19 protein-coding genes, 1 tRNA gene and 1 pseudogene are annotated in these 20,044 nt (G+C 72.6%); 10 read left to right on the top strand and 11 right to left on the bottom strand.

The window, feature by feature from the left end; genetic code table 11:
• The first annotated feature begins 2 nt into the window (after window positions 1-2).
• On the top strand, window positions 3-422 hold the full coding sequence (locus tag ABZU53_RS04465) for a hypothetical protein (RefSeq protein ID WP_355063822.1): 420 nt from the start codon (window positions 3-5) through the stop codon (window positions 420-422).
• 55 nt (window positions 423-477) lie between these two features.
• Here the strand turns inward: ABZU53_RS04465 and ABZU53_RS04460 are convergent, their stop codons facing one another.
• Together ABZU53_RS04460 and ABZU53_RS04455 are read right to left on the bottom strand one after the other, a co-directional pair.
• On the bottom strand, window positions 478-2,772 hold the full coding sequence (locus ABZU53_RS04460; RefSeq protein WP_355063820.1) for an ATP-binding domain-containing protein: 2,295 nt from the start codon (window positions 2,770-2,772) through the stop codon (window positions 478-480).
• 186 nt (window positions 2,773-2,958) lie between these two features.
• Complete coding sequence (locus tag ABZU53_RS04455) at window positions 2,959-4,074, bottom strand: sigma-E factor regulatory protein RseB domain-containing protein (protein ID WP_354855398.1); 1,116 nt, start codon at window positions 4,072-4,074, stop codon at window positions 2,959-2,961.
• Window positions 4,075-4,169: 95 nt separating this feature from the next.
• Here ABZU53_RS04455 and ABZU53_RS04450 point away from each other — a divergent pair, with 95 nt between their 5' ends.
• Both ABZU53_RS04450 and ABZU53_RS04445 read left to right on the top strand, forming a co-directional pair.
• A complete protein-coding gene (locus tag ABZU53_RS04450; RefSeq protein WP_234581645.1) occupies window positions 4,170-4,826 on the top strand; it encodes a response regulator transcription factor in 657 nt (218 codons plus the stop codon).
• Window positions 4,827-4,879: 53 nt separating this feature from the next.
• Entirely contained in the window at window positions 4,880-6,271 is a 1,392-nt protein-coding gene (locus tag ABZU53_RS04445) for an ATP-binding protein (protein WP_355064036.1), read from the top strand.
• Window positions 6,272-6,296: 25 nt separating this feature from the next.
• On the opposite strand, the gene ABZU53_RS04440 is transcribed toward ABZU53_RS04445, so the two are convergent.
• Both ABZU53_RS04440 and ABZU53_RS04435 read right to left on the bottom strand, forming a co-directional pair.
• On the bottom strand, window positions 6,297-7,928 hold the full coding sequence (locus ABZU53_RS04440; RefSeq protein ID WP_355063818.1) for a tetratricopeptide repeat protein: 1,632 nt from the start codon (window positions 7,926-7,928) through the stop codon (window positions 6,297-6,299).
• Between the two features lie 57 nt (window positions 7,929-7,985).
• Window positions 7,986-8,447, bottom strand: coding sequence for a MarR family transcriptional regulator (locus ABZU53_RS04435; RefSeq protein WP_354855453.1), 462 nt, complete (start codon window positions 8,445-8,447; stop codon window positions 7,986-7,988).
• A 49-nt stretch (window positions 8,448-8,496) separates the two neighbouring features.
• Here ABZU53_RS04435 and ABZU53_RS04430 point away from each other — a divergent pair, with 49 nt between their 5' ends.
• Both ABZU53_RS04430 and ABZU53_RS04425 read left to right on the top strand, forming a co-directional pair.
• Window positions 8,497-9,018, top strand: a complete 522-nt coding sequence (locus ABZU53_RS04430; protein ID WP_355063816.1) for a VOC family protein — start codon at window positions 8,497-8,499, stop codon at window positions 9,016-9,018.
• Between the two features lie 25 nt (window positions 9,019-9,043).
• The gene (locus ABZU53_RS04425; protein ID WP_355063814.1) at window positions 9,044-9,934 is read left to right on the top strand and encodes a hypothetical protein; all 891 of its coding nucleotides are present in this window, start codon (window positions 9,044-9,046) and stop codon (window positions 9,932-9,934) included.
• Between the two features lie 144 nt (window positions 9,935-10,078).
• On the opposite strand, the gene ABZU53_RS04420 is transcribed toward ABZU53_RS04425, so the two are convergent.
• On the bottom strand, window positions 10,079-10,258 hold the full coding sequence (locus ABZU53_RS04420) for a DUF4236 domain-containing protein (RefSeq protein ID WP_030333600.1): 180 nt from the start codon (window positions 10,256-10,258) through the stop codon (window positions 10,079-10,081).
• 141 nt (window positions 10,259-10,399) lie between these two features.
• Here ABZU53_RS04420 and ABZU53_RS04415 point away from each other — a divergent pair, with 141 nt between their 5' ends.
• Window positions 10,400-10,555, top strand: a complete 156-nt coding sequence (locus tag ABZU53_RS04415) for a hypothetical protein (protein ID WP_355063812.1) — start codon at window positions 10,400-10,402, stop codon at window positions 10,553-10,555.
• Between the two features lie 6 nt (window positions 10,556-10,561).
• Here the strand turns inward: ABZU53_RS04415 and ABZU53_RS04410 are convergent, their stop codons facing one another.
• The gene (locus tag ABZU53_RS04410; RefSeq protein WP_007457237.1) at window positions 10,562-11,017 is read right to left on the bottom strand and encodes an Rrf2 family transcriptional regulator; all 456 of its coding nucleotides are present in this window, start codon (window positions 11,015-11,017) and stop codon (window positions 10,562-10,564) included.
• A 7-nt stretch (window positions 11,018-11,024) separates the two neighbouring features.
• Window positions 11,025-12,017, bottom strand: a complete 993-nt coding sequence (locus tag ABZU53_RS04405; RefSeq protein ID WP_354863050.1) for an AraC family transcriptional regulator — start codon at window positions 12,015-12,017, stop codon at window positions 11,025-11,027.
• Between the two features lie 189 nt (window positions 12,018-12,206).
• On the opposite strand from ABZU53_RS04405, the gene ABZU53_RS04400 reads away from it, so the two are divergent.
• Entirely contained in the window at window positions 12,207-12,983 is a 777-nt protein-coding gene (locus ABZU53_RS04400; protein ID WP_355063810.1) for an SDR family oxidoreductase, read from the top strand.
• Between the two features lie 113 nt (window positions 12,984-13,096).
• Here the strand turns inward: ABZU53_RS04400 and ABZU53_RS04395 are convergent, their stop codons facing one another.
• Window positions 13,097-13,528 (bottom strand): SsgA family sporulation/cell division regulator, encoded by a 432-nt coding sequence (locus ABZU53_RS04395; RefSeq protein WP_007457244.1) that lies wholly within the window; start codon window positions 13,526-13,528, stop codon window positions 13,097-13,099.
• Between the two features lie 273 nt (window positions 13,529-13,801).
• Between ABZU53_RS04395 and ABZU53_RS04390 the strand changes: the two genes are divergently transcribed.
• Both ABZU53_RS04390 and ABZU53_RS04385 read left to right on the top strand, forming a co-directional pair.
• The gene (locus ABZU53_RS04390) at window positions 13,802-14,380 is read left to right on the top strand and encodes a PGPGW domain-containing protein (RefSeq protein ID WP_354863053.1); all 579 of its coding nucleotides are present in this window, start codon (window positions 13,802-13,804) and stop codon (window positions 14,378-14,380) included.
• Between the two features lie 50 nt (window positions 14,381-14,430).
• Window positions 14,431-14,502: transfer RNA gene (locus ABZU53_RS04385), tRNA-Val, on the top strand.
• Window positions 14,503-14,590: 88 nt separating this feature from the next.
• Here the strand turns inward: ABZU53_RS04385 and ABZU53_RS04380 are convergent.
• The 3 genes and pseudogenes from ABZU53_RS04380 to ABZU53_RS04370 all read right to left on the bottom strand — a co-directional run bounded on the left by ABZU53_RS04380 (window position 14,591) and on the right by ABZU53_RS04370 (window position 17,571).
• Window positions 14,591-15,809 (bottom strand): annotated as a pseudogene (locus ABZU53_RS04380) (tyrosine-type recombinase/integrase).
• Window positions 15,809-16,006, bottom strand: a complete 198-nt coding sequence (locus tag ABZU53_RS04375; RefSeq protein ID WP_355063808.1) for an excisionase family DNA-binding protein — start codon at window positions 16,004-16,006, stop codon at window positions 15,809-15,811. The pseudogene ABZU53_RS04380 and the gene ABZU53_RS04375 overlap by 1 nt, the downstream one beginning before the upstream one ends.
• Window positions 16,003-17,571, bottom strand: coding sequence for a replication initiator (locus ABZU53_RS04370; RefSeq protein ID WP_355063806.1), 1,569 nt, complete (start codon window positions 17,569-17,571; stop codon window positions 16,003-16,005). The genes ABZU53_RS04375 and ABZU53_RS04370 overlap by 4 nt, the downstream gene beginning before the upstream one ends.
• Before the next feature lie 1,293 nt (window positions 17,572-18,864).
• Here ABZU53_RS04370 and ABZU53_RS04365 point away from each other — a divergent pair.
• On the top strand, window positions 18,865-19,920 hold the full coding sequence (locus tag ABZU53_RS04365) for an IS110 family transposase (protein ID WP_355063804.1): 1,056 nt from the start codon (window positions 18,865-18,867) through the stop codon (window positions 19,918-19,920).
• Window positions 19,921-20,044 lie beyond the last annotated feature (124 nt).

The raw sequence follows: 20,044 nt of genomic DNA, 5'->3' as shown, positions 1-20,044 counted from the left end.
ACGTGCGTGAGGACGACATGCGGCAGGAGGCCGCCCGCCAGGCCGAGAACCGGATCGCCGGCGGCGTGTACGGCGAGGGCGCCCTCGACGAGGTCACAGTGCCCCCCACCGATATCGAGAGCCAGATCCAGCGAGACGACCCGCTCGACCCGGCGCACGAGCGGGTCGACCCGCAGGTGCTGCGCGACGGTGGCCCGGTCGGCGGGCAGGGTGCGGTGACCACCACCGGTGGCACCGCCGGCCCGGCGAGCGTGCGGCGGGTCGCCCGCCAGCCGGAGCGGCACCCCGGCAAGGTTGCCCCGACGACGACCGGGGACGCCACCACCGGCGGGTTGAGCACCCCGATGGGGGGCAGCACCAGCGACCAGTCCACGTCCGCCACCGGGCCGGGCAAGTCCATCCGGGACCGCTCGACCGACTGACCGACGGTGAGCCCGCCCCCGCCGACCGGCCGGTCAGCGGGGGCGCGGCGGTCGGTCAGCGGCAGGGGCGCAGGACGCCCAGGCGCTGGGTGGCCCGGGTGAGCGCGACGTACAGGTCGCTGCGCCCGCGCGGCGACTCCGCCACCATCCGGTCCGGGTCGACCACCAGCACCGAGTCGAACTCCAGGCCCTTGGCCTGCGCGACCGTCAGCACGACCACCCGGCTCTCCAACTCCGGGTGCTCGCCCACCGTGGCCTCCGGCAGCGCGGCGGTCAACGCCGCGCCGAGCGCGTCCACCCGGCTGGCCGGCACGATGACGCCGAGCCGGCCCTCGGTCAGCCCGGCGGCCTCGCGCGTCGCCGCCGACACCAGCTCTGCGGGCAGTTGCTCGTCGGGCACCGCCCGGTCCCACGGTGGAAGGCCGCTCTCGCGCACCGAGCGCGGCGGTCGCAGCGCCGGGTCGATCTCGGCCAGTACGTCGGCGGCGACCGCCATGATCTCGGCCGGCGTGCGGTAGCTGACCGTCAGCTCGGTCAGCCGCCAGCGCTGCGCCACGTAGGGGGCGAGGGCATCGGCCCAGGACGGCGTCCCGGCGAGCGCGCCGGTCTGTGCCACGTCCCCGACGATCGTCATCGACCGGCTCGGGCAGCGGCGCATCAGCAGCCGCCACGCCATTGGCGACAACTCCTGCGCCTCGTCCACGATCACGTGCCCGAACGCCCAGGTCCGGTCGGCGGCGGCGCGCTGCGCGGTGGTCAGCCGGTCGGCCTCCTCCTGCCGCTCCAGCAGCCGGTCGGCGTCGATGAGGTCGGTCACGCCGAGGATCTCACCGCCCTCGGCCTCGTCCTCGACGTCGATCGAGCGGGAACCCCGAGCGATCTCCAGGACGCCCTCGGCGTACTCCCGTTCCATCATCCGGATGCGGTCCCGGCGGGCGGCGGCGGCCCGCTCGTCCTCACCGAGCAGCTCGGCGGCCTCGTCCAGCAGCGGCACGTCGGCGGGCGTCCACCCGCCCGGCTCGCGATGCAGCCGGGCCCGCTCGTCCTCGGTGAGCATCGGTGCGGCGGCGGCGATCCGGTCCGGGTCCGCGTACAGATCGGCGAGCAGGCGCTGCGGGGTGAGCACCGGCCACAGCCGGTCGAGGGCCGCCTGAATCTCCGTCTCCTCGCGCAGCTCGCGACGGATCTCGGCGCGGTCGGCCTCGTCGAGCAGGTTGTCCCCGCCCAGCGGGTCGGCGCCGATCCGCTCCGCCACCTGGTCGGCGAGCGCGTGCACGATCTCCACGTCGAACAGCGCCCGTGCCAGGTTGTGCGGCCGGTCGGTGCGGCGCACCCGGTCCCGGGCGGCACGCACCGTCTCCGGGTCGAGGGTCAGCACCTCGCGCTCCACCTCGATCTCCAGCGGCTCGTCCGGCACCCACTGCCGGTCCCGGACGGCCAGCGCCAGCACCTCGGCGAGCACCGCCCGGCCCTTGAGCGCCGCGGTCTCGGCCGGCTCGACGCGCTGGGCGCTCACCCCGGGAAACAGATCACCCTGGGTACGCAGCAGCACGCCCGTCTCGGCCAGAGTGGGCAACACCTGGGAGATGTAGCGCAGGAACGTCGCGTTCGGGCCGACCAGCAGCACACCCCGGCTGGACAGCTCCCGCCGGTGTGTGTAGAGCAGGTACGCCGCCCGGTGCAGCGCGACCGCCGTCTTGCCGGTGCCGGGGCCGCCCTGGACCACCATGACGCCGGGCAGATCGGCGCGGATGATCCCGTCCTGCTCGGCCTGGATGGTCTCCACGATGTCGCGCATCCGGCCGGTCCGGCCGGCGTTGAGGGCGGCGAGCAGCGACGCCTCGCCGGTCAGCTCCTCGTGCCCGCCCGGCGAGGCGCTGTCGATGTCGAGCACCTCGTCGTTGAGCCCGGTCACCTTGCGCTGGCGGGTGCGCAGGTGCCGCCGCCGGCGTACGCCCTGCGGGTTGGCGGCGGTGGCGAGGTAGAACGGACGCGCGGCGGGAGCCCGCCAGTCCATCAGCAGCGGGTCGTAGTCGCCACTGGTGTCGAAGATCCCGATTCGGCCGATGTAGCGGCGGGAGTCGTCGTCGCCGTCGAGCCGTCCGAAGCAGAGACCATTCTCCACGGCGGAGAACTGCTCGACCTGGTCGGCGTACATCGCCACGGAGCTGTCGCGCTGGGAGCGGTCCTGGAGCGTGCCGCCGGTGTTGCGCAGCTCGGCGGTGAGCCGGTGGGTGGCCTGCTCACGCAACCCGTCCAGCCGGTCGTAGAGCATCGAGACGTACTCCTGCTCGCGGCCGATCTCGTCGTCGAGCGGCAATTCACCGGTACCGCCGGAGTGCCTTGACAAGCCGTCTCCCTTAAGATTAGAATCCTTTGCAGGAACGGCTTTTAGGCCGTTCTTTTTCGTGCCCTCGAATTGTTGAAGATAGCGCGGTCCGCCCGCTGTCACCAAGCCGACCGGGCTGATTCGAGTCACACAACCACGGACGCCGGGCCGACCATCTGGTCGACCCGGCGTGAGCGCTTCGGGAAATCAGCCGCGGGCCACCTGGTAGAGCCGCTCGGGGGTGACCGCTCCGGCGAGCACCCGACCGTCGTCGGTGAGCAGCACGCTGAACAGCTTCCCGGTGAGCAGTCGGCCGCTGCCCCAGTCCCCACTGACCGCGGGCAGCCCGCCGAGCAGCTTCGACACGTCCGCGTCCGCCGCCGCGCCGGCCGGCTTGCCGCCGGCCGGCTTGCCCGGGGTCCCGTCCAGGCGCGCGACCAGGACGGTGGCCCAGCCGTCGCCCACGGCACGCACCTGCGGGTCTCCGCCCGGTGCGGCCTGCGCGGGCCGGCCCGCGGACGGCCGCTCGGCGGTCTCCTCGGTGACGGCTACCCCGGGTGGCGGGTTGAAGGCGAACTGGTCGGCGTCGGGACGCCGGTAGTCGACCTGGGTGAAGGCCATCTCGAACGCCGGCTGGTCGCTGCCCTTGGCGAGCACCTCGAAGCGCAGCGGCACGTGCTGCGTGGCGTCGATGGCGATCCGCAGCTGGTGCACCAGCGAGTCGCGGTCGCGCGGCTGGAGCACCAACTCGTAGGCGTCCCGACCGGCGACGGTGGCCGAGCGGCCGACGCTGACCTCGGTGCTCGGATCGATCGCGCCCAACGCCAGGTCGGCGGCCTCCTGCGGGGTGGCGGGGAGACTCGGCGTCGCCGCGGGACCCGGCTTTCCGGTCGTGCCCGCGTCGCCCAGCGTGCGATGGCGTGCGGTGTTGCCCCGGCTCTCCCAGGTCCACACGTCCCGGCCGTTGCGGATCACGTCCTGCTCGCCGAGGGTGTCCATCAGCGCGACGCGCTGCCGCTCCGGGCCGGAATACCAGACCCGCAGGGTGTGCGTGCCGGTCAGCAGGGTGGTCAGGTCGTTGCCGGGAATCAGCCCGACCAGCGGCGGCAGACCGAGGTCGGCACGCTGGACGACCGTCCCGGACAACCCCTCCAGCCGGGAGGTCTGAAGATCCACCAGGAGTTGGGCGGCGGTACGCGGCGGCAGGCTCGGCTCCGCCTCGGCGGCGAACGTGCCGATCGCGGCGCCTCCGCCGATGACGGCGACGCCAGCGGCCGCCGGGACCAACCAGCGCAGGACGGGGCGGCTTCTCAGGATCGACATGGTGCACCTCCTGCCAGACATCCTGCCCGGTCGGCGCTGTGAAGGCGCTGAGGACGCCGAACCTCCGACTGTGACCCGGGTGGCACCCTTGGACCGTGCGGTTGTTGGTGGTGGAGGACGAGGCCCGGCTGGCGGCTGCCCTGCAACGCGGCCTGCAGGCGGAGGGGTTCGCGGTCGACGTGGCGGCGACCGGCCCTGCCGGCCTGGACGCGGCCCGGCACGGCGGGTACGACGCGATGATCCTCGACGTGATGCTGCCCGGGCTGTCCGGCTACGAGCTCGTCCGCCGGCTGCGCGCCGAGCAGCACTGGCTGCCGGTCCTGATGCTCTCGGCGAAGGACGGCGAGTACGACCAGGCCGACGGCCTGGACTGCGGCGCCGACGACTACCTGACCAAGCCCTTCTCGTACGTGGTGCTGCTGGCCCGCCTGCGGGCCCTGCTGCGTCGGGGAGCGCCGGAACGCCCCACCGTGCTGACGGTCGGTGACCTGCGGCTGGATCCGGCCCGCCGACGGGTGACCCGTGCCGACGCCGAGGTGACGTTGACCGCGCGGGAGTTCGCGTTGCTCGATTATCTGATGCGTCGTCCCGGCCAGGTGATTTCCAAGATCGAGCTGCTGGACCACGTGTGGGACGCCAGCCTGGAGACGGCGCCCAACGCGGTCGAGGTGTACGTCGGCTATCTGCGCCGCAAGCTCGGCCGGGACCGGCTGGAGACCGTCCGGGGCGCCGGCTACCGGCTGGCGACGTGATACCGGCCGACCCGGCGGGCGGTCGCCGGGTCCGCCGGTTGCCCGGGTGGGGTCTGCGCGGGTTGGGCCTGCGCGGGCGGCTCACGGCGCTCGGCGTGGTCGGTCTCACACTCGGGCTGGCCCTCGGCGGGGCGGTGCTGCTGGGCGCGCTCGGTTTCGTGCTCCAGCGCACCGTGGACACCGAGGCGTTCCGGACCGCCGACGCGGTCGCCCTGCTCGCCGCCGAGGACGCGCTGCCCGACCCGCTGCCGGTGGCCGGCGGCCAGGTCCGGGTCCAGGTGATCGACGCGCAGGGTCGGATCCGGGCCGCCTCGATCGACGCGGACCGGCTGGTCCCGATGGTCCGCCCCGAGCGGTTGGACACCGGTCGCCGTCAGCGTCTGGTGGTGCCGGCGGAGCGAGCGGGGCTCGCCGGCCCGGTTCGGGTGGTCGCCGTACCCGCCGGCACGGCAGCGGATCCGCTCACCGTCCTGGTCGCCCGGTCGATGGCAGACGTCCGGCACAGCACGCACGTGGTACGCGCCATCCTGCTGGTGGCGTTCCCGCTGCTGGTGGCGATCCTGGCCGGGGTGGCGTGGCGGGTGATCGGTGCGACGTTGCGTCCGGTGGAGGCGCTGCGCCGGGGCGCCGAGGAGATCACCGGGCGCGCGGGCGGCGGCCGCCTGCCGGTGCCCGCCTCCGCCGACGAGATCCACCGGCTGGCGGTCACCCTCAACGGGATGCTGGACCGGTTGGAGTCGGCGCGGACCCGGCAGCGCGCCTTCGTCTCCGACGCGGCCCACGAGCTGCGCAGCCCGCTCACCAACATCCGCACCGAGCTGGAGGTGGCCCAGCGGCTCGCCGACCGCACGGACTGGACGGCGGTGACCGTCAACCTGCTCGCCGACACGGAGCGGCTGAGTCGGCTGGTCGACGACCTGCTGCTGCTGGCCCGCCTGGACGAGATGCCACCGGCCCGGGGGACCGGCCCGGTCGACCTGGGCGCGCTGGTGACCGAGGTCGCCGCCCGGTACCCGTCGCCGCCGGTGCTCCTCGTGCCGCCGCCGGGCCCGCTGTGGACGGCCGGAAACGCGGCCGAGCTGCGGCGGGTGCTGTCGAACCTCGTCGACAACGCGGTCCGGCACGCGCGGGGCAGCGTGGTCCTCACCGTCGAGCCGCACGACGATGCCGCGTACCACCTGGTGACGGTGACCGACGACGGCCCGGGGATCCCGGCGGCCGACCGGCGACGGGTCTTCGACCGTTTCACCAGGTTGGACGACGGTCGGGGCCGTGACGACGGCGGCGCCGGCCTGGGCCTCGCCATCGTGTGGGAGCTGGTCCGCCGCGCGGGCGGCACCATCACCCTGACCGACGCCGACGGCACGCAGGGGCTGCGGGTGCGTCTGCTGCTCCCGAGGACGCCGACCGGCGACGGGCAGCAAGCGGCGGTCGACACACCATGACGACGGTGGTCAGCCGGTCGGGATGTCAGCGGCGGCGGGTGCAGACCTGGTTGGCGCTCGCGACGGTGTCGGTGGACCAGACGACGGCCACGGTGAAGCAGTAGTCGTTGGCGCGGTTCAGCGCGTAGACGATGTAGCTGTCGGTGCCGGCGGGCAGCGTGGCGATCGCCGTCTTCTCCTGCCCGGCCCGGCCGGCCGACACGACCACCGGCCCCTCGCCCCCGGCCGGGTACGTCCAGCGCAGAGCGATGTTGTCCCGATTGTCGCGCAGGCTCACCGCGCCGGGCGGGGTGCCGGATGCGGCGGCCGGCGTTGCCGTGCCGGTGGCGGCCGGCGCACCCGTGCCGGTCGGGCCGGCGCTGGGGGAGCCGTTGTCCGGCCCGGCTTTCGGGTCGTCCCCGTCGCCGACCCGCGCCACCCCGGCGATCACCGCCGCCGTGCCCAGCAGCACCACGACGACGCCGGCCACCAGCACCGGCACCAGCCGGTTGCGCGGCGACGCCTTCGCCCGGTGCACGGGCACCGGCAGCAGCCGGGACGGCGTGTACGGCTCCAGCGGCGCGTACGGCTCCGCCGGCTGGTCCGGCTGGGTCGACGCGCCGGGGCGGTGCAGCCGGTAGACGCCGGACGTCTCCTCGGTGCCGGCGGTGAACCCGGCCACCGATGGGGGCACCGGCGGGACGATGGAGTGCGGGGCGGGCTCGTCGGTCGGGTCCGGCGGCCAGCGGAAGCCCGGCGACCCGTCCGGCTCGTCGGCCGGCACCCGGGGGTTCGGCACCGAGCCGACCCCGTGCCCGGCCCGGCCCTCGTCGTCGCGGTCGGCCGGACCGGTCATCCCCGGGTCCACCTGGCGCGGCGGGGGCGCGGATGGGTGATAGGCGGACTCGACCGGCCGGTCGTTGTGCGGCGCGGTACGCGCGGCCGGCACCACCGGGGCGTCCCGGTCGGCGGGCGCGTCGTCGGCGCAGACATGGTCGGGGTTGGCCGCTGCCCGGGCGAGAGCCGCCACCTGCAGCGCCAGCGGGTCGTCGGCGGCCAGGTGCTGCCGGCACAGCTCGCGGGCCAGCGCCAGGTTGTCGTGCGCCTCGGCGAACTGCCCACAGTCGCGCTGCATGGCGCCGAGCCGGGCCAGCATCTTGATCCCGCTGGGGTGACCGTCGCCGTACACCTCACGGTGCAGCTCCCAGGCGTCCTGGAGGCGGTCGCGGGCCACCGTGCACTGGCCCCGGGCGTACTCGACGGTGGCCAGGTCGGCGTGTGCGGCAAGCACCCGCAGCGACTCGGGCCCGTCCTGCGCGGTCAGCTCGATGATGACTTCCTGGTACAGCCGGGCGGCCCGGGAGTGGCTGCCCACCCGGTGCAGCACGGCGGCCAGGGTGGCTGCGGCGGCGACGGTGCGGGGGTCGGAGCGGCCGTGCAACCGGGTGGTGGCCGCGTACGCGAAGGCTGCCCAGCCGCGCGCGGAGTGCGGCTCGCCGAGGGCGACGAGCACCCGCGCCTGGAGGCTGGCCGCCTCGGCCAGCTCGGGTGTGGCGTTGGCCGGGCGGGGGTCGGCGTCGGTGAGCGCGTCGGAGAGCAGCCGTTGCGCACCGGCCACGTCGCCAGTGGACACGAGGTGGTGCGCCTGGTCAGTCAACTCGTCGAAGCCGGAGGACACGCCCCATCGTGCTCATCCGACGACGGTAAGTACAAGACCCGCGCCGGTGCCGATCGGTCAGGATCTGGTCAGGTGCTCGGCCAACGTCTCGCTGATCCGGCGCAACTGGTCGACCTGGGCCGGGCTCAACGCGTCGAACAGGTGTCGGCGTACCCCCTCGACGTGGCCCGGGGCGGCGGCGGCGAGGGTGGCGAAACCGTCGTCGGTGAGCACCGCGATCTGCCCGCGCCGGTCGGTGGGGCAGTCCTCGCGGCGTACCCAGCCGGCCGCCTCGAGGCGGGCCACCGCGTGCGAGAGCCGGCTGCGTGACGACCCCGCCGCATCGGCCAGGTCGCTCATCCGAAGTTGCCGACCCGGGGCCTCGGAGAGCCGGACCAGGATCTCGTAGTAGGCGTGCGGCATGCCGGCATCGCGTTGCAGCTCGCGGTCGAGCGTGTCCATCAGCGCCCGGGAGGCGGCGAGGAACGCCCGCCAGGTGCGCTGCTCATCGGGGTCCAACCAGCGGGTCATGACGGCCATCATACGCGCGATGGTTGAACGTTCAACCAAATGGCGCTAGCCTGGGGTCATGGGTATCCACCGGCTCAACCACGCGGTCCTCTACGTCAGTGACCTCGCCCGCAGCGTCGCCTTCTACCGCGACGTGCTGGGCTTCCGCCCGGTGGCGATGACCCCGGACGGCTTCCGGGGCGCCGCCTTCCTCCAGGCCCCCGACTCCACCAACGACCACGACCTCGGCCTGTTCGAGATCGGCGCGGCCGCCGGCCGGTCCACCGCCGGCCGAGCCACCGTCGGGCTCTACCACCTGGCGTGGGAGGTCGACACCCTCGACGAGCTGGCCGCCACCGCCGAGCGCCTCACCGCCGCCGGGGCGCTGGTCGGCGCGTCCGACCACGGCACCACCAAGAGCCTCTACGGCCAGGACCCGGACGGTCTGGAGTTCGAGGTGGTCTGGCTGATCCCGGCCGACCTGCTCGACGACACCGCCCTGGCCGCCCGCAAGCGCATCGGCCGGCTCGACCTGGACGCCGAGCGGCAGCGCTACGGCGGGCAGACCCGCGGTGGTGTGGGGATCTCCGTGCCGGCCTGAGCCGGCCATAGGGTAGAACGGACCGATGCCGACCAACCGGACCACCGACTTCCTTCGTGAGCTGCTGGTCCGTCAGGTGACGACCTGGCTGCCCGCCGCCCTGCACCGCTCCCGGCGGGCAACCGTCGCGCTGGCCTGGGCCGGCGCCGACGGCGGCGCAGCGGAGGCGGTGCTGCGGGTGGTCGCCGGCCACGCCGCCCAGGTGCGCGGTCGACAGGTGACGGTGCTGGTGCTGGCCGACGGCGCCGCCGACCTGCCGGCCCGGCTCGGGCCGATCGAGGCGGAGTTGCCTGCCGAGGTGACGGTGCACCTGCTGCCCGGCGGTCCGGACCGGCTGCCGGTGGCGGTGAAGGCGGCCGGCGCGGCCGGGTCGCCGCTGTTCTGCTTCCTGGACCTGCCCGGCGAGGTGCCCCCGCACCTGCTCGGCGCCGCCGCCAACGGCCGCACCGGCGAGGTGCTGCTGCACGCCGGTGGCGTCACCCGTGCGGCCCTCGTCGCCGCTGGCTTCCCGCTGGTCGCCGAGGTGGCGCCGGTGCTGCCGGATGGCGCGGCGGCCGGCGTGGTCGCCTTCGGTAGCCGTTCGGACCGGAGTCTGGAGGCGCTCCGCGACGCGCTCTGGACGGTCGGGGCGGAATTCGGTGTGCGCTACCGCGACCCCGCCGACCCGACGGCCCCGCCGGTGGACGTGGCCGGGGACCCGGCCCTGGACCCGCTGGCCGGGGAGCTGCTGGCCGAGCTGCGCCGGGGCGGGCCACGGCCGGTCACCGAGCTGCGCCGGCACACTCTCACCGCGACCGTCTACCGTGCCGCGGACGCCAACCGGGCGCTCGCCAACCTGGTCGAGACGGGCGGCGTACGCCGCGAACGCGACAGCGGCCGCCTCGCCGGCGACGAAATCATCACGCCCACGCGCTGAGGCGCACCCCTGCCCCTCCGCGATCGTGCTGTTTCTGCCCCGGCCTACCGGGGATTCCGCAAGATCGACGAGGTGCGGGTGGGGCGGGTGGACGCCGAGCGGGGTGCCGGTGAATCACCGGCACCCCGCTCGACTCCCGGGACGCTACGACCGGGACTTGTCCTGCTTCCAGGACAGCGGACCCGGCAGGTCGACGCGGTGCGCCCGGGCCTTCGAGTTCCAGGACCAGCGGCCGATCTTGATGCTCCACGAGGAGAAGCCGTTCTCGGTGAAGTTCAGGATGATCGGTCCGTACTTCTTGCGCTTGCGAAACATGAGGCCCATCGGAGGTCTCCCCTCGTCACCGTTCCCTGCCGTGTCGAGATCGAACATTCCCGAACGGGCGAATTCCGAAACCCCCTCTTCGTCCCGGGTGGACGGTGACGCGGCACGACCCGACAATCTGCGGGGCTGGCCGCCGGACCGATGGCCGGGTTCGACGCCGCCGGGGTGACCCGGGAGTTCTTTCCCGACGGGCGGCACGAGGCGCTGCTGCTGATGAGTGTGGGCCACCCCGGCCCGGACGCCTGGCGCGAGCGGCTGCCCCGGCTGCCCACGGCCGACGTCATCCACACCCGGTGACCAGGGTCAGCGGGGCTCCCACGCGTCGGGCAGGGCGGTGAGCTTGCGGACGTGTGCGGGCAGCCGACCGCTGACGATCTCGGCGAGGCTCACCTCGTCGACGACCCGCCGCACGGCGGCGCGGACCGCCACCCACAGGCCGGGCAGGTTCTCCGCCGCGCCCTCGTAGCGGGTCTCCTCCGGCCGCAGGCCGCGGACGCCCGCGAGGGGGCCCTCCACCGCGCGCAGCACCGCGCCGACGGTCACCTCGCGGGGCGGACGGGCGAGGGTGTAGCCACCCTCGGCGCCGCGCTGGGCGCGCACGATGCCGGCCCGGCGCAGATCGGCCAGGACCGCCTCCAGGAACTTGCGGGGCATGTCCTGCTCGGCGGCGATGGCCTGGGTGGACAACAGCGAGGGGTACGCGGTCGCGAGGCTCAGCGCCGCCCGTACCGCGTAGTCGCCGCGCGCGGAGATCTGCACCCCGCCATCATGCCCGCCCGATCCCGCCGCCCGACCCGGTGGGCTTCCCGGACCGCGTGGCGTGACCGCCGTTGGCCGGTTCGACGGCGGCGCCGGAGCGGAACCGCCCGCTGTTGGCGCCCGTCGGCTCGACCGCCGGTCGGGGTCGGACGACCCGCCCGGTGGCCGGCTGATCGCGGGCGGCGCGGAACGCGCCCGGGCTGACCCCGATCTCACGGGTGAAGAACCGGCCGAAGTTGGTGGGCTCGGTGAAGCCGAGCTGACGGCCGATCTGGGCGATCGGTTCGTCGCTCGCGGCGAGCAACCGGGCGGCCTGCAACGCGACCCGCTCGTCGATGACCTGTTTGGCGCTGCGACCGGTCACGGCCAGGCAGGCGCGGGTCAGGGTCCGCACCGAGCAGCCGAGCGCGGCGGCATAGTCCTCGACCCGCCGGGTCACCTGGTAGCCGTGCTCGACCTCCCGGCAGAACCGCTGGAACGTCTCGACCTCCGGCCGGTGCCCGGACCGGGCCATACCGGGCAGCGTCAGCCGCAGCAGCAGCACGGCGAGCTGGTGGCGCAGCAGCGCACGACCGGCGGGGGCGCCGCCGTGCCGCTGGCAGTCCACCGCCAACTGGCTCACCTCGTTGATCACCGCGTCCTCGTCCTCGCCGGCCAACTGCCGCCAGGTCTGCGGGGCGTCCGGGTCGACGGCCAGGCCGTGCAGCGCGTCGGCGGTCCAGCCGACCACCGTCGCGTCGAACTGTGGGCCGGCGCAGCGCAGCACCTGACCGGCGCGGACCCGCAGCAGCGTGCCGGGTCGGCACGGCAACAGGTGGAAGTCCAGCTCGGCGTCGCCGTGACCCCGGGTGGTGAGGATCAACAGCTCCCGCTCGACGAACACCGGCCGCCGCCAGCCGGGGTCACCGGCCAGGTCGGCCAGCGCGAACGTGGAAATCTCGTCGGGTACGGGTGACGCCGTTCCGATCGATGGCGCGGGGGAGGGATCGGTGGAGACCATCGTCTGCGACGGTAGCCCGAACCGCAGGTCACCGCATCCCGATCAACGTGCGCGGCGGCGCCGAGGCTTGTGACGATCCCCGCGGCCGGGCTACGTTACCCGGCGGTAGCGCTGTGCGGTCCGTGGCCGCCTGGCGCCCGCCGTCCGCCCGACCGCCCGGCGGACCCGCCGACACGCGATGGGATGGGCATGACGCAGCTGTTCTCGGTCGAAGGCAAGACGGTCCTGGTCACCGGCGGGTCGCGGGGGATCGGGCTGATGATCGCCCAGGGCTTCGTCCGAGCCGGCGCCCGCGTGATCATCTCGTCCCGCAAGGCGGACGTCTGCGAGACGGTCGCCAAGGAACTCTCCGCCGAGGGCCACTGCGAGGCGATCCCCGCCGACCTGGGCACCGACGCGGGCGCCGAGACCCTCGCCGCCGCCGTCCGCGAGCGCGTCGACCGTCTCGACGTGCTGGTCAACAACGCCGGCGCCACCTGGGGCGCTCCGCTGGAGAGCTACCCGGAGGCCGCGTTCGACAAGCTCTGGGCGGTCAACGTCAAGGCCGTCTTCCGGCTCACCACAGCGCTGCTGCCGGCGCTGCGCGCCGCAGCCAGCGCCGACGACCCCGCCCGCGTGATCAACATCGGGTCCATCGACGGCATCCGGGTGCCGTTCATGGAGGTGTACGCGTACTCGGCCACCAAGGCGGCCGTGCACATGCTCACCCGCAGCCTTGCCCACCAACTGGCCGGCGAGCAGATCACCGTCAACGCGATCGCGCCCGGCCCCTTCGAGAGCAAGATGATGGCGTTCGCCCTCAACGACCCGGCGAGCAGGACCGCCATCGAGCAGCAGGTGCCGCTGGGCCGCATCGGGCGCCCCGAGGACATGGCCGGCACCGCCGTCTACCTCTCCTCGCGGGCTGGCGCGTACCTCACCGGCGCGGTCATCCCCGTCGACGGCGGCATCACCACCCACGGCTGAGCGCCGGCGACGCCGGGTCGGGCTGCCCGCGTACCCCCGGGTGTGCCAGGGCCGCGCGGACTCGGCAGATCCGCGCGGCCCTGTCTGGCCGGTGTTGCCCGTTCGGGCGGTGCTCAGCGACCGGCGAGCAGCCGGTTCACCGCCGTGTCGACGTCCAGGTGCTCGGCCTCGCGGCCGCGCGGGACGACGACGTACGTCCGTCGAAGGAAACGCACCAGGACGCTGCGCGGCACCTCGAAGAGGGCGTTGCCGTCCGGTGACGAGAGGGCCAGCGCGACGAAGTCGCCCCGTGGTGTGGCCCAGGGCCAGACCCGCACATCGCCGATGCCCGCCGGCTCGTCCAGGCCGGTGACCAGAAGTTCGCGCGCGAACGACCAGCTCACCGCCTCGCCCCCGGCCGATTCGGCATGGAACAGGACATGGACCGCATACGGGTCAGCAGGGTCGTAACGCAGACTGGCACGCACCGGCAAGGCGGTGGCGTCAGGTGCGACGAGCCTTAGCGACGTCTCGACCTCTACGGTCGTCGGTCGGATGACACTCATGGACGTTCTCCCCCCGGCACCGCTGCGGAACGCGCGTGTCCCGCTTTTCCCATACTCAGGTGCTACTCCTGGCTACGCTCCGCCATACGCTGACTTCACCCAGTGGTGGGAAGGGGGACGGAAAGGCCGCGTGAATGTGAGCATTCATGTAGGATTTCCGGTTCTGCCCAGTGCGTGATTCCGCCCGGCGTCGGGTGGCTCAGTCGTCGACTTACTCCGGTAACGTCCAGTCGGCCGTTGCAGTGACGGGCCCGAGCGACACTGGGGGGTGAAATGGTCACGAACCGATCCTCAGTGGATCCGGTGGCCGCGTCCGGTCCGCCGAAAGTCGCGGTCCGAGCAGCCGAAAAGCGGGGGTACGACGTGTCGATGGAGCAACCCGAGCGACCCGGACGGTCGACGCCCGACACGGGCCGCACCGGCGGCGTCCTCGTCGTCGGCGAGCCCCCGCGACGCCCACGCTGGCGGGACCGCATCTCGACCACCCTCGACCTGATCCGCGCCAACCCCACCGGCCGGATCGCCCTCAAGATCTTCATCTCGATCGCCGGCGCGCTGGTGGTCACCATCGGCATCGCCCTGATCCCGCTACCCGGGCCGGGCTGGCTGCTGGTCATCGCCGGCCTCGGCATCTGGGCCGTCGAATACCACTGGGCCCGCCGACTGCTCGGCTTCACCCGCCGGCACGTGCACGGTTGGACACAGTGGGTGACGCGACAGTCGCTGCCGCTGCGCTTCGTGCTCGGCGTCGTCGGCCTGGTGTTCGTGGGCGTAGTGGTCTGGCTCTCACTCAAGCTCAGCTTCGGCATCGACGTGGTGGCCGAGGCGATGCAGTACCTCGCGACGCACTGACCCCGGATTTCCGGTCTGGTTCCACGATCGGGTAGAGTCAGTGGTGCTGAGGGCGATTAGCTCAGTGGGAGAGCGCTTCGTTCACACCGAAGAGGTCGCTGGTTCGATACCAGCATCGCCCACTCTCAGTTCCGCAGGTCAGAGGCCGCTTCCCGGGTTCGGGGGGTGGCCTTTCTGCTGTCGTACAGCAGCTTTGTACAGCAGTTCTCGTCAGCGACTCAGGGAGTCGCCGAGGCGCTTGAGCGCGTCTCTCGTCTTTGTCGATGAGACCTGCGTGTAGATCTCCATCGTCACCGAGAAGCGGGCGTGCCTCAGCACCTGCATGGCGAATCTGGGGTGGACGTCGAGGTCGGCCAGGAGCGTGGCGCAGGTTCGCCTGGCGTCGTGAACGGTGATCGGCCTGACGCCTGCTCTCTCGCACCTTGTCTGCCAGGAGCGTTGGAAGTTGCGCGGCTCGATGGGTGTGCCGTAGCGGGTGGTGAAGACGAGGTCCGTTTCGTGCCACGCCTTGCCGCGGCTGCTTCAGCTTCGTCGCGTTGTTGCTGTCTGAGCTTGAGGGCGGTCAGGCAGATGTCGGGCAGGGGAAGGGTGGCGTCGGACGCCTGGGTCTTGGTGTCGCGGTGCAGGAGCTGGCCGCGTACGCGTTGGAGTTGGCGGCCGATAGTCAGTTCTCCGGCATCGAGGTCGACGTCCTCCCAGGTGAGTCCCAGCGCTTCGCCCTTACGGAGTCTGGTGACGAGGACCAGCGCGTAGGCGGCGTAGAGCGGGTCGTCGTGTGCTCGGGCGGACTCCAGGAACTTGCGCGCCTCGTCGCTTGACCAGGACTTGCCCCGCCGTCGGCGGACGGTGGCGAGGGTGACCGGCACGGCCGGGTTCTTGGTGATGAGGTCTTCGGCCTGGCCGTGGGTGAGGGCGGCCCGTAGCGCGGCCCGGATGTCGCTGACCGTCCGCGTCAACGGGGCGGCCTGGCAGCAGCGGCCGACCGCGCAGCAGCGCCGTTTCTCTTGGGCCGTGCGGCGTCCTTGCCCTGCGCGCAGCACTGGCAGGTGCGGGCCACCTGGTTGATCCAGGTCTGCACGTCCCGGGACTGGAGCCGGTCCAGCCGCTTGCCGCCGAGGCCGGGGGAGATGCAGCGGCGGACGAATGTCTCGTTTGTGGCGTAGGTCAGGGGCGCACGGTTCGGTTGGATGATTTCGTTGAGCCAGTAGGTGAGGAAGCTGCCGACCGTCGGGACGCTGGTCGCTACCAGTCCCTGCTTCGCCTGCTGGTGCAACTTGATCCACTTGTCGTGGACGGTCTCGCGGGTCTTGCCGTAGACGTACTTCCGGGTGCGCCTGCCATCCGGCTTAGTGACCCAGACGTACGCGGCGAAGCCGTTGCGGTAGGGGGAGATGGAGCCTTCGTCGTTGGCGCGCGTGCGGGCGGGCATCAGACAGCCTCCTGGCGTGCGACCTGCTCGCGGATGTAGTCGTCGACCCACTCCGGGAGGATGCGGCGGTACTTGCCGTCCTTGATAGAGCGCAGCTCGCCGGTAGCGATCTTCATCTTGACCTTGGAGATGCCGAAGCCGAGCAGGACGGCGACTTCGGCGGGGGAGTACCAGCGGGGGCGGAGATCGTGGTTCATGCGGCGGCCCCGGTGAGCCAGGCTTCATGTGCGAGTTCTTCCCGACCGACACGGCTGCTTTCGCGTCGATGTCTCGCGGCGGTGTTGGCGAGCAGGGCGTCGCCTTCGGTGAGCCAGCCGGACCCGATGTAGGTGAGGGTGCCGACGCTGATCGTGTCGGCCGGTACGTCGCTCTCCTCCCGCCGGTAGGTGGCGCGGATGTCGCGGAGCTGGACAAAAGTGACGGAGTAGCGGCGGGCCTTGGTGAGGAAGTGACCGCCGAAGCCGAGCATGTGTGCCCAGCGGCGCAAGCCGCTGTAGACGTTGGGTGTGGTGTCAAGGCTGTCTTGACGGTCGTCTGCGGTTGCGGCGCCGCCGGTCATGTCGGTGGGGGTGGGGCGGCCGAGGTGCCAGCAGGCGTCGATGAGGCGGGCGACGTGGTCGCCTCCTGGGTCGGCGTAGTCGTCGATCGTGGCCGGTGTGAGTCGGGTGGAGCAGTGGCCGGTGGCTTCGGTGGCCTTGGTGGCGTACTTGGCGAGGTAGGCGGCGACCTTGCCGTCGGTCAGCTCGCCGTCGCTGCTGTTGATGCGTCCGACGTCGACCTGCTCGCCCCAGGCGATCAGCCAGCCTTGCGGCCGGTCGGGGTGCGCGGGTGTGGTGACGGTGATCTGCCGGGCGGCGACGTGGACGGCGTCTTCCAGGTCGTCGAGGGTGATTCCGGCCGGCGGCGGCACGAGGGCGCCGGGGTCGTCGGGGTCGACGCCGTCGAGGCGCAGCAGGGCGTGGAAGTGCACGGCTGCGCGGCATTGCATCTCGGCGACCTTGCCGTGGGACACCCGCACGGGCGGCACCCAGCGGACCTCGCTGGAGGCGGTGACGATGCCGAGCTTCGGGATGCCGCGTTGACGGCAGCGCGCGGCGAGGTGCCGTTCGATGGCCTGCTTGGTGCGTCGCCACAGCTCGCCGGAGAAGTAGTTCCAGACGACCTGGTGGGCGTGGTCGTAGCAGTCAAGGCACAACGGCTGGCCCAGCCGCGGATCGTTCGCGTCGTGGCGGGCGAAGCACGCTGCGGGCTGTCCGTGCTGGCAGGTGCCGGCGGTGCTGCGGGCGCGGCAAGGCGCGGGGCGGCAGTCGCAGCGCTGCCGAGAAGCGCAGGTGTGCCGGACGACGTGCCGGTGGTGGACCGCGCCGAAGGACGGTGCGGTGAAGGTGGCGAAGACGACCGGGTGTCGACTGACCGAATCGGGGACGCCCTTGCCGCCGGTCAGGCCGCGACAGACGACTTGGTAGGCATCGCCTTGGTAGAGCCAGGCGCAGTCCGGGCACACCGATTCGCGGCGGTTGCCGCACGCTTTGTAGAGCGTGCGGTCGGGCAGCTCGTCGGTGTGCAGTCGGTGGGTGATGCGGCCGGTGTTCCGGTCGACGGCGGCGATGGTGCCGGTGAGGCGGATCGGGCGGGAGCAGCCGCCGGCGGGGCGGGTGTGCTCCAGCCAGCCGGAGAACTCCGGCGAGGCGGCGCGGTGCAGGACTTGCGCGTCCCGGCCGATGGCGAGACCGGGGCGGCAGATGGTGAGCGGGGTGGACACGGCTGTCTCCTCTTCAGGGGGTGGCAGGGAGGGGAGACGAAGCACCACCAGCCGTGGACCTGCGTCCGCTGGTGGTGTTCGTCGTGTCTCCTGGCACCGCCGAGAGGGCGGCTGACGCCGGAGGGCGGAGTTGTGGTCGTGCCACTTCCCGCCGATGGGTCATGTCCTTTCACGCTCGTGGACCTGACGAATGGATCGGCACGGGTGGGGAGCCTGAGACGTCGGCATCCGACGGGTGGCCGCAGGCTGCCCCACCCGTGCAGGTAAGCGAACCCGGGCCATCGTGGACGGCAGGGAAGACCGTGCTGGGCCGCTCAGCGGATTCGGGAAACGGCGCAGCGGCCGGTGTGATCGAGAGCCGGCGGGACGTGGCCCATATCAGCGGCAGGAAGGCCGCCCAGCATCTCAGAAGTCGAGTCCGGCGATCCGGCGGGAAGCCGCGCTGGCGTGCTCGACGAGCGTCAGAGTAGCACCGAGTGCCGACACGTCAACCCGCCGTGACCCCTCGCGCCGGGGTGGAAGGGCCGGCTGCTGGCCGGCGTGGGAGGACTTTCTGTACGTCTATCAAGGCGGCCCGTAACGGGCCGCACGCGCCGCCGCCTGGGCGCGCGTCCGTCGCTCCGCTGGCGCTCCGACTCCGGCCACGCAACACGCCCGGCCGCTGGCGCGGAAGCGAGAAGCCGAAGGGGCCGCCGCAGAACGACAGGGGAGTTGACCGGATGGTGGTGGGCCGGCAGCCGGCCGGGCCGCGCGGCCACGAGCCCGCGCGGCGGGAGGGAGCGCACGCCGGCCGCGTCGGCGAGCTGGCGGCGGTCCCGGAGTTGCGGCCACTGCGCCTCCGGCGGGGGCGCTCCGGCTCCAGGATGGCCGGGGCTTCGTCGGCGGCTCACGGTCCGTGGTTGGTTGCGGTAGGCCATCCCGCCTGCCATCGACCCGGGCGAGCCGAGCAGACCACCGCCCGACCCGCCAGCGTCCGAACGAGCCGTCAAGGCCGTCTTGACGTGGCGGGCCGGGCGGAGGCCCGCTCCCCAGGAGGGCGGGTCGACGGCGGACAGTGAGGATGGTGGGGTGGGTCGCTGGGTTGGTCTGACTCACCGGCAGACCGACGGTTGCTGTCCTCATCCCGATCCGTCGGCCGGCCTGGTGGCCCCGACATCTGCATGTCACCGGCCAGGCGTCGTGACTTGATAGGAGCCTGTGCGAGAGGCGCCCACCACTGTGTTGTCCGCATCGCCTGACCGGTGACGTGTCCACGTGTTCTCGACGCGACCGAGAAAGGCGGACCTCACCAGCATGGCAGCGAAGAAGCGATCGGTCATCGGTGGTGTCGACACCCACCGCGACACCCACCACGCGGCGATCATCGACAGCACCGGCGGCCTCTTGGACGACGCCGAGTTCCCCGCAACCGCCGCCGGCTATGCAGACTTGTTGGCCTGGATGCGCTCGTTCGGCCGGCTGATTGCCGTCGGGGTTGAAGGCACCGGCAGCTACGGCGCTGGCCTCGCCCGGCATCTGACCAGCAAGAAGGTCACCGTTGTCGAGGTCGACCGACCGGATCGCAGGACCCGACGCACCAAAGGCAAGTCCGACCCGATCGACGCTATCGCCGCCGCCCGAGCGACCCTCGCCGGGACCGCCATGGGCACGCCCAAGACGCGCAGCGGACCTGTCGAGGCCATCCGTGCCCTGCGAGTGGCCCGCCAGGGCGCGGTCAAGGCTCGCACGGCGGCGATCAACCAGATGCGCGGCCTGGTCGCCGCTGCCCCTGAAGGTCTACGGGCACAGTTGACCAAACTCAGCGCCGCCGTCCTGGTCAACCGCTGCGCCGCGCTCACCGTCGATCCGACCCGGATCCACGACCCGGAGCAGGCCACCGCCACCGCGTTGGCTGGACTCGCCAGGAGAACCCGCATCCTGACCGACGAGATCACCGCCCTCGACCGGCAGTTGGCGCCCCTGGTCCGCCAGGCCGCGCCCCGCACCAGCGCCCTGTTCGGCGTCGGCACCGACGTCGCAGCTCAACTGCTCACCACCGCCGGCGACAACCCCGACCGGCTGCGATCCGAAGCAGCACTAGCCCACCTCTGCGGCGCGGCACCCATCCCCGCCAGCTCCGGACGGGTCCGCCGCCACCGCCTACACCGAGGAGGCGACCGCCGCGCCAACCACGCCCTACACACCATCGCCCTCTGCCGCCTGCGCTACGACCCACGCACCCGCGCCTACCTGCAACGACGCATCACCGAAGGCCTCAGCAAGCAAGAGATCCTCCGCTGCCTCAAGCGCTACATCGTCCGTGACGTCTACACCGCCCTACGCGCCGACTTCGCTGCCCTCGCCCCTTGACCTCCATAGGAGCATCGGGATGACACGAGTGAGCCTTTTCCAACCTGATCTTGCAGGTCAGGGACGGTGTGCGTAGCCCGGTGATCGATGAGGGCGAGGCTCCAGGTAAGACAGCAAATCGACC

Source organism: Micromonospora sp. NPDC005194, assembly GCF_040608335.1.
GTDB lineage: Bacteria > Actinomycetota > Actinomycetes > Mycobacteriales > Micromonosporaceae > Micromonospora.
The sequence above is the reverse complement of the archived record's forward strand: the minus strand, read 5'-3'. Positions and strand labels throughout refer to the sequence as shown.

Coding starts and splice junctions, on each gene's coding strand:
- ABZU53_RS04455 (WP_354855398.1), bottom strand. CDS start 4,074: ATGTCGATCCTGAGAAGCCGCCCCGTCCTGCGCTGGTTGGTCCCGGCG.
- ABZU53_RS04435 (WP_354855453.1), bottom strand. CDS start 8,447: ATGGCCGTCATGACCCGCTGGTTGGACCCCGATGAGCAGCGCACCTGG.
- ABZU53_RS04430 (WP_355063816.1), top strand. CDS start 8,497: ATGGGTATCCACCGGCTCAACCACGCGGTCCTCTACGTCAGTGACCTC.
- ABZU53_RS04425 (WP_355063814.1), top strand. CDS start 9,044: ATGCCGACCAACCGGACCACCGACTTCCTTCGTGAGCTGCTGGTCCGT.
- ABZU53_RS04420 (WP_030333600.1), bottom strand. CDS start 10,258: ATGGGCCTCATGTTTCGCAAGCGCAAGAAGTACGGACCGATCATCCTG.
- ABZU53_RS04415 (WP_355063812.1), top strand. CDS start 10,400: ATGGCCGGGTTCGACGCCGCCGGGGTGACCCGGGAGTTCTTTCCCGAC.
- ABZU53_RS04405 (WP_354863050.1), bottom strand. CDS start 12,017: ATGGTCTCCACCGATCCCTCCCCCGCGCCATCGATCGGAACGGCGTCA.
- ABZU53_RS04400 (WP_355063810.1), top strand. CDS start 12,207: ATGACGCAGCTGTTCTCGGTCGAAGGCAAGACGGTCCTGGTCACCGGC.
- ABZU53_RS04395 (WP_007457244.1), bottom strand. CDS start 13,528: ATGAGTGTCATCCGACCGACGACCGTAGAGGTCGAGACGTCGCTAAGG.
- ABZU53_RS04390 (WP_354863053.1), top strand. CDS start 13,802: ATGGTCACGAACCGATCCTCAGTGGATCCGGTGGCCGCGTCCGGTCCG.
- ABZU53_RS04375 (WP_355063808.1), bottom strand. CDS start 16,006: ATGAACCACGATCTCCGCCCCCGCTGGTACTCCCCCGCCGAAGTCGCC.
- ABZU53_RS04365 (WP_355063804.1), top strand. CDS start 18,865: ATGGCAGCGAAGAAGCGATCGGTCATCGGTGGTGTCGACACCCACCGC.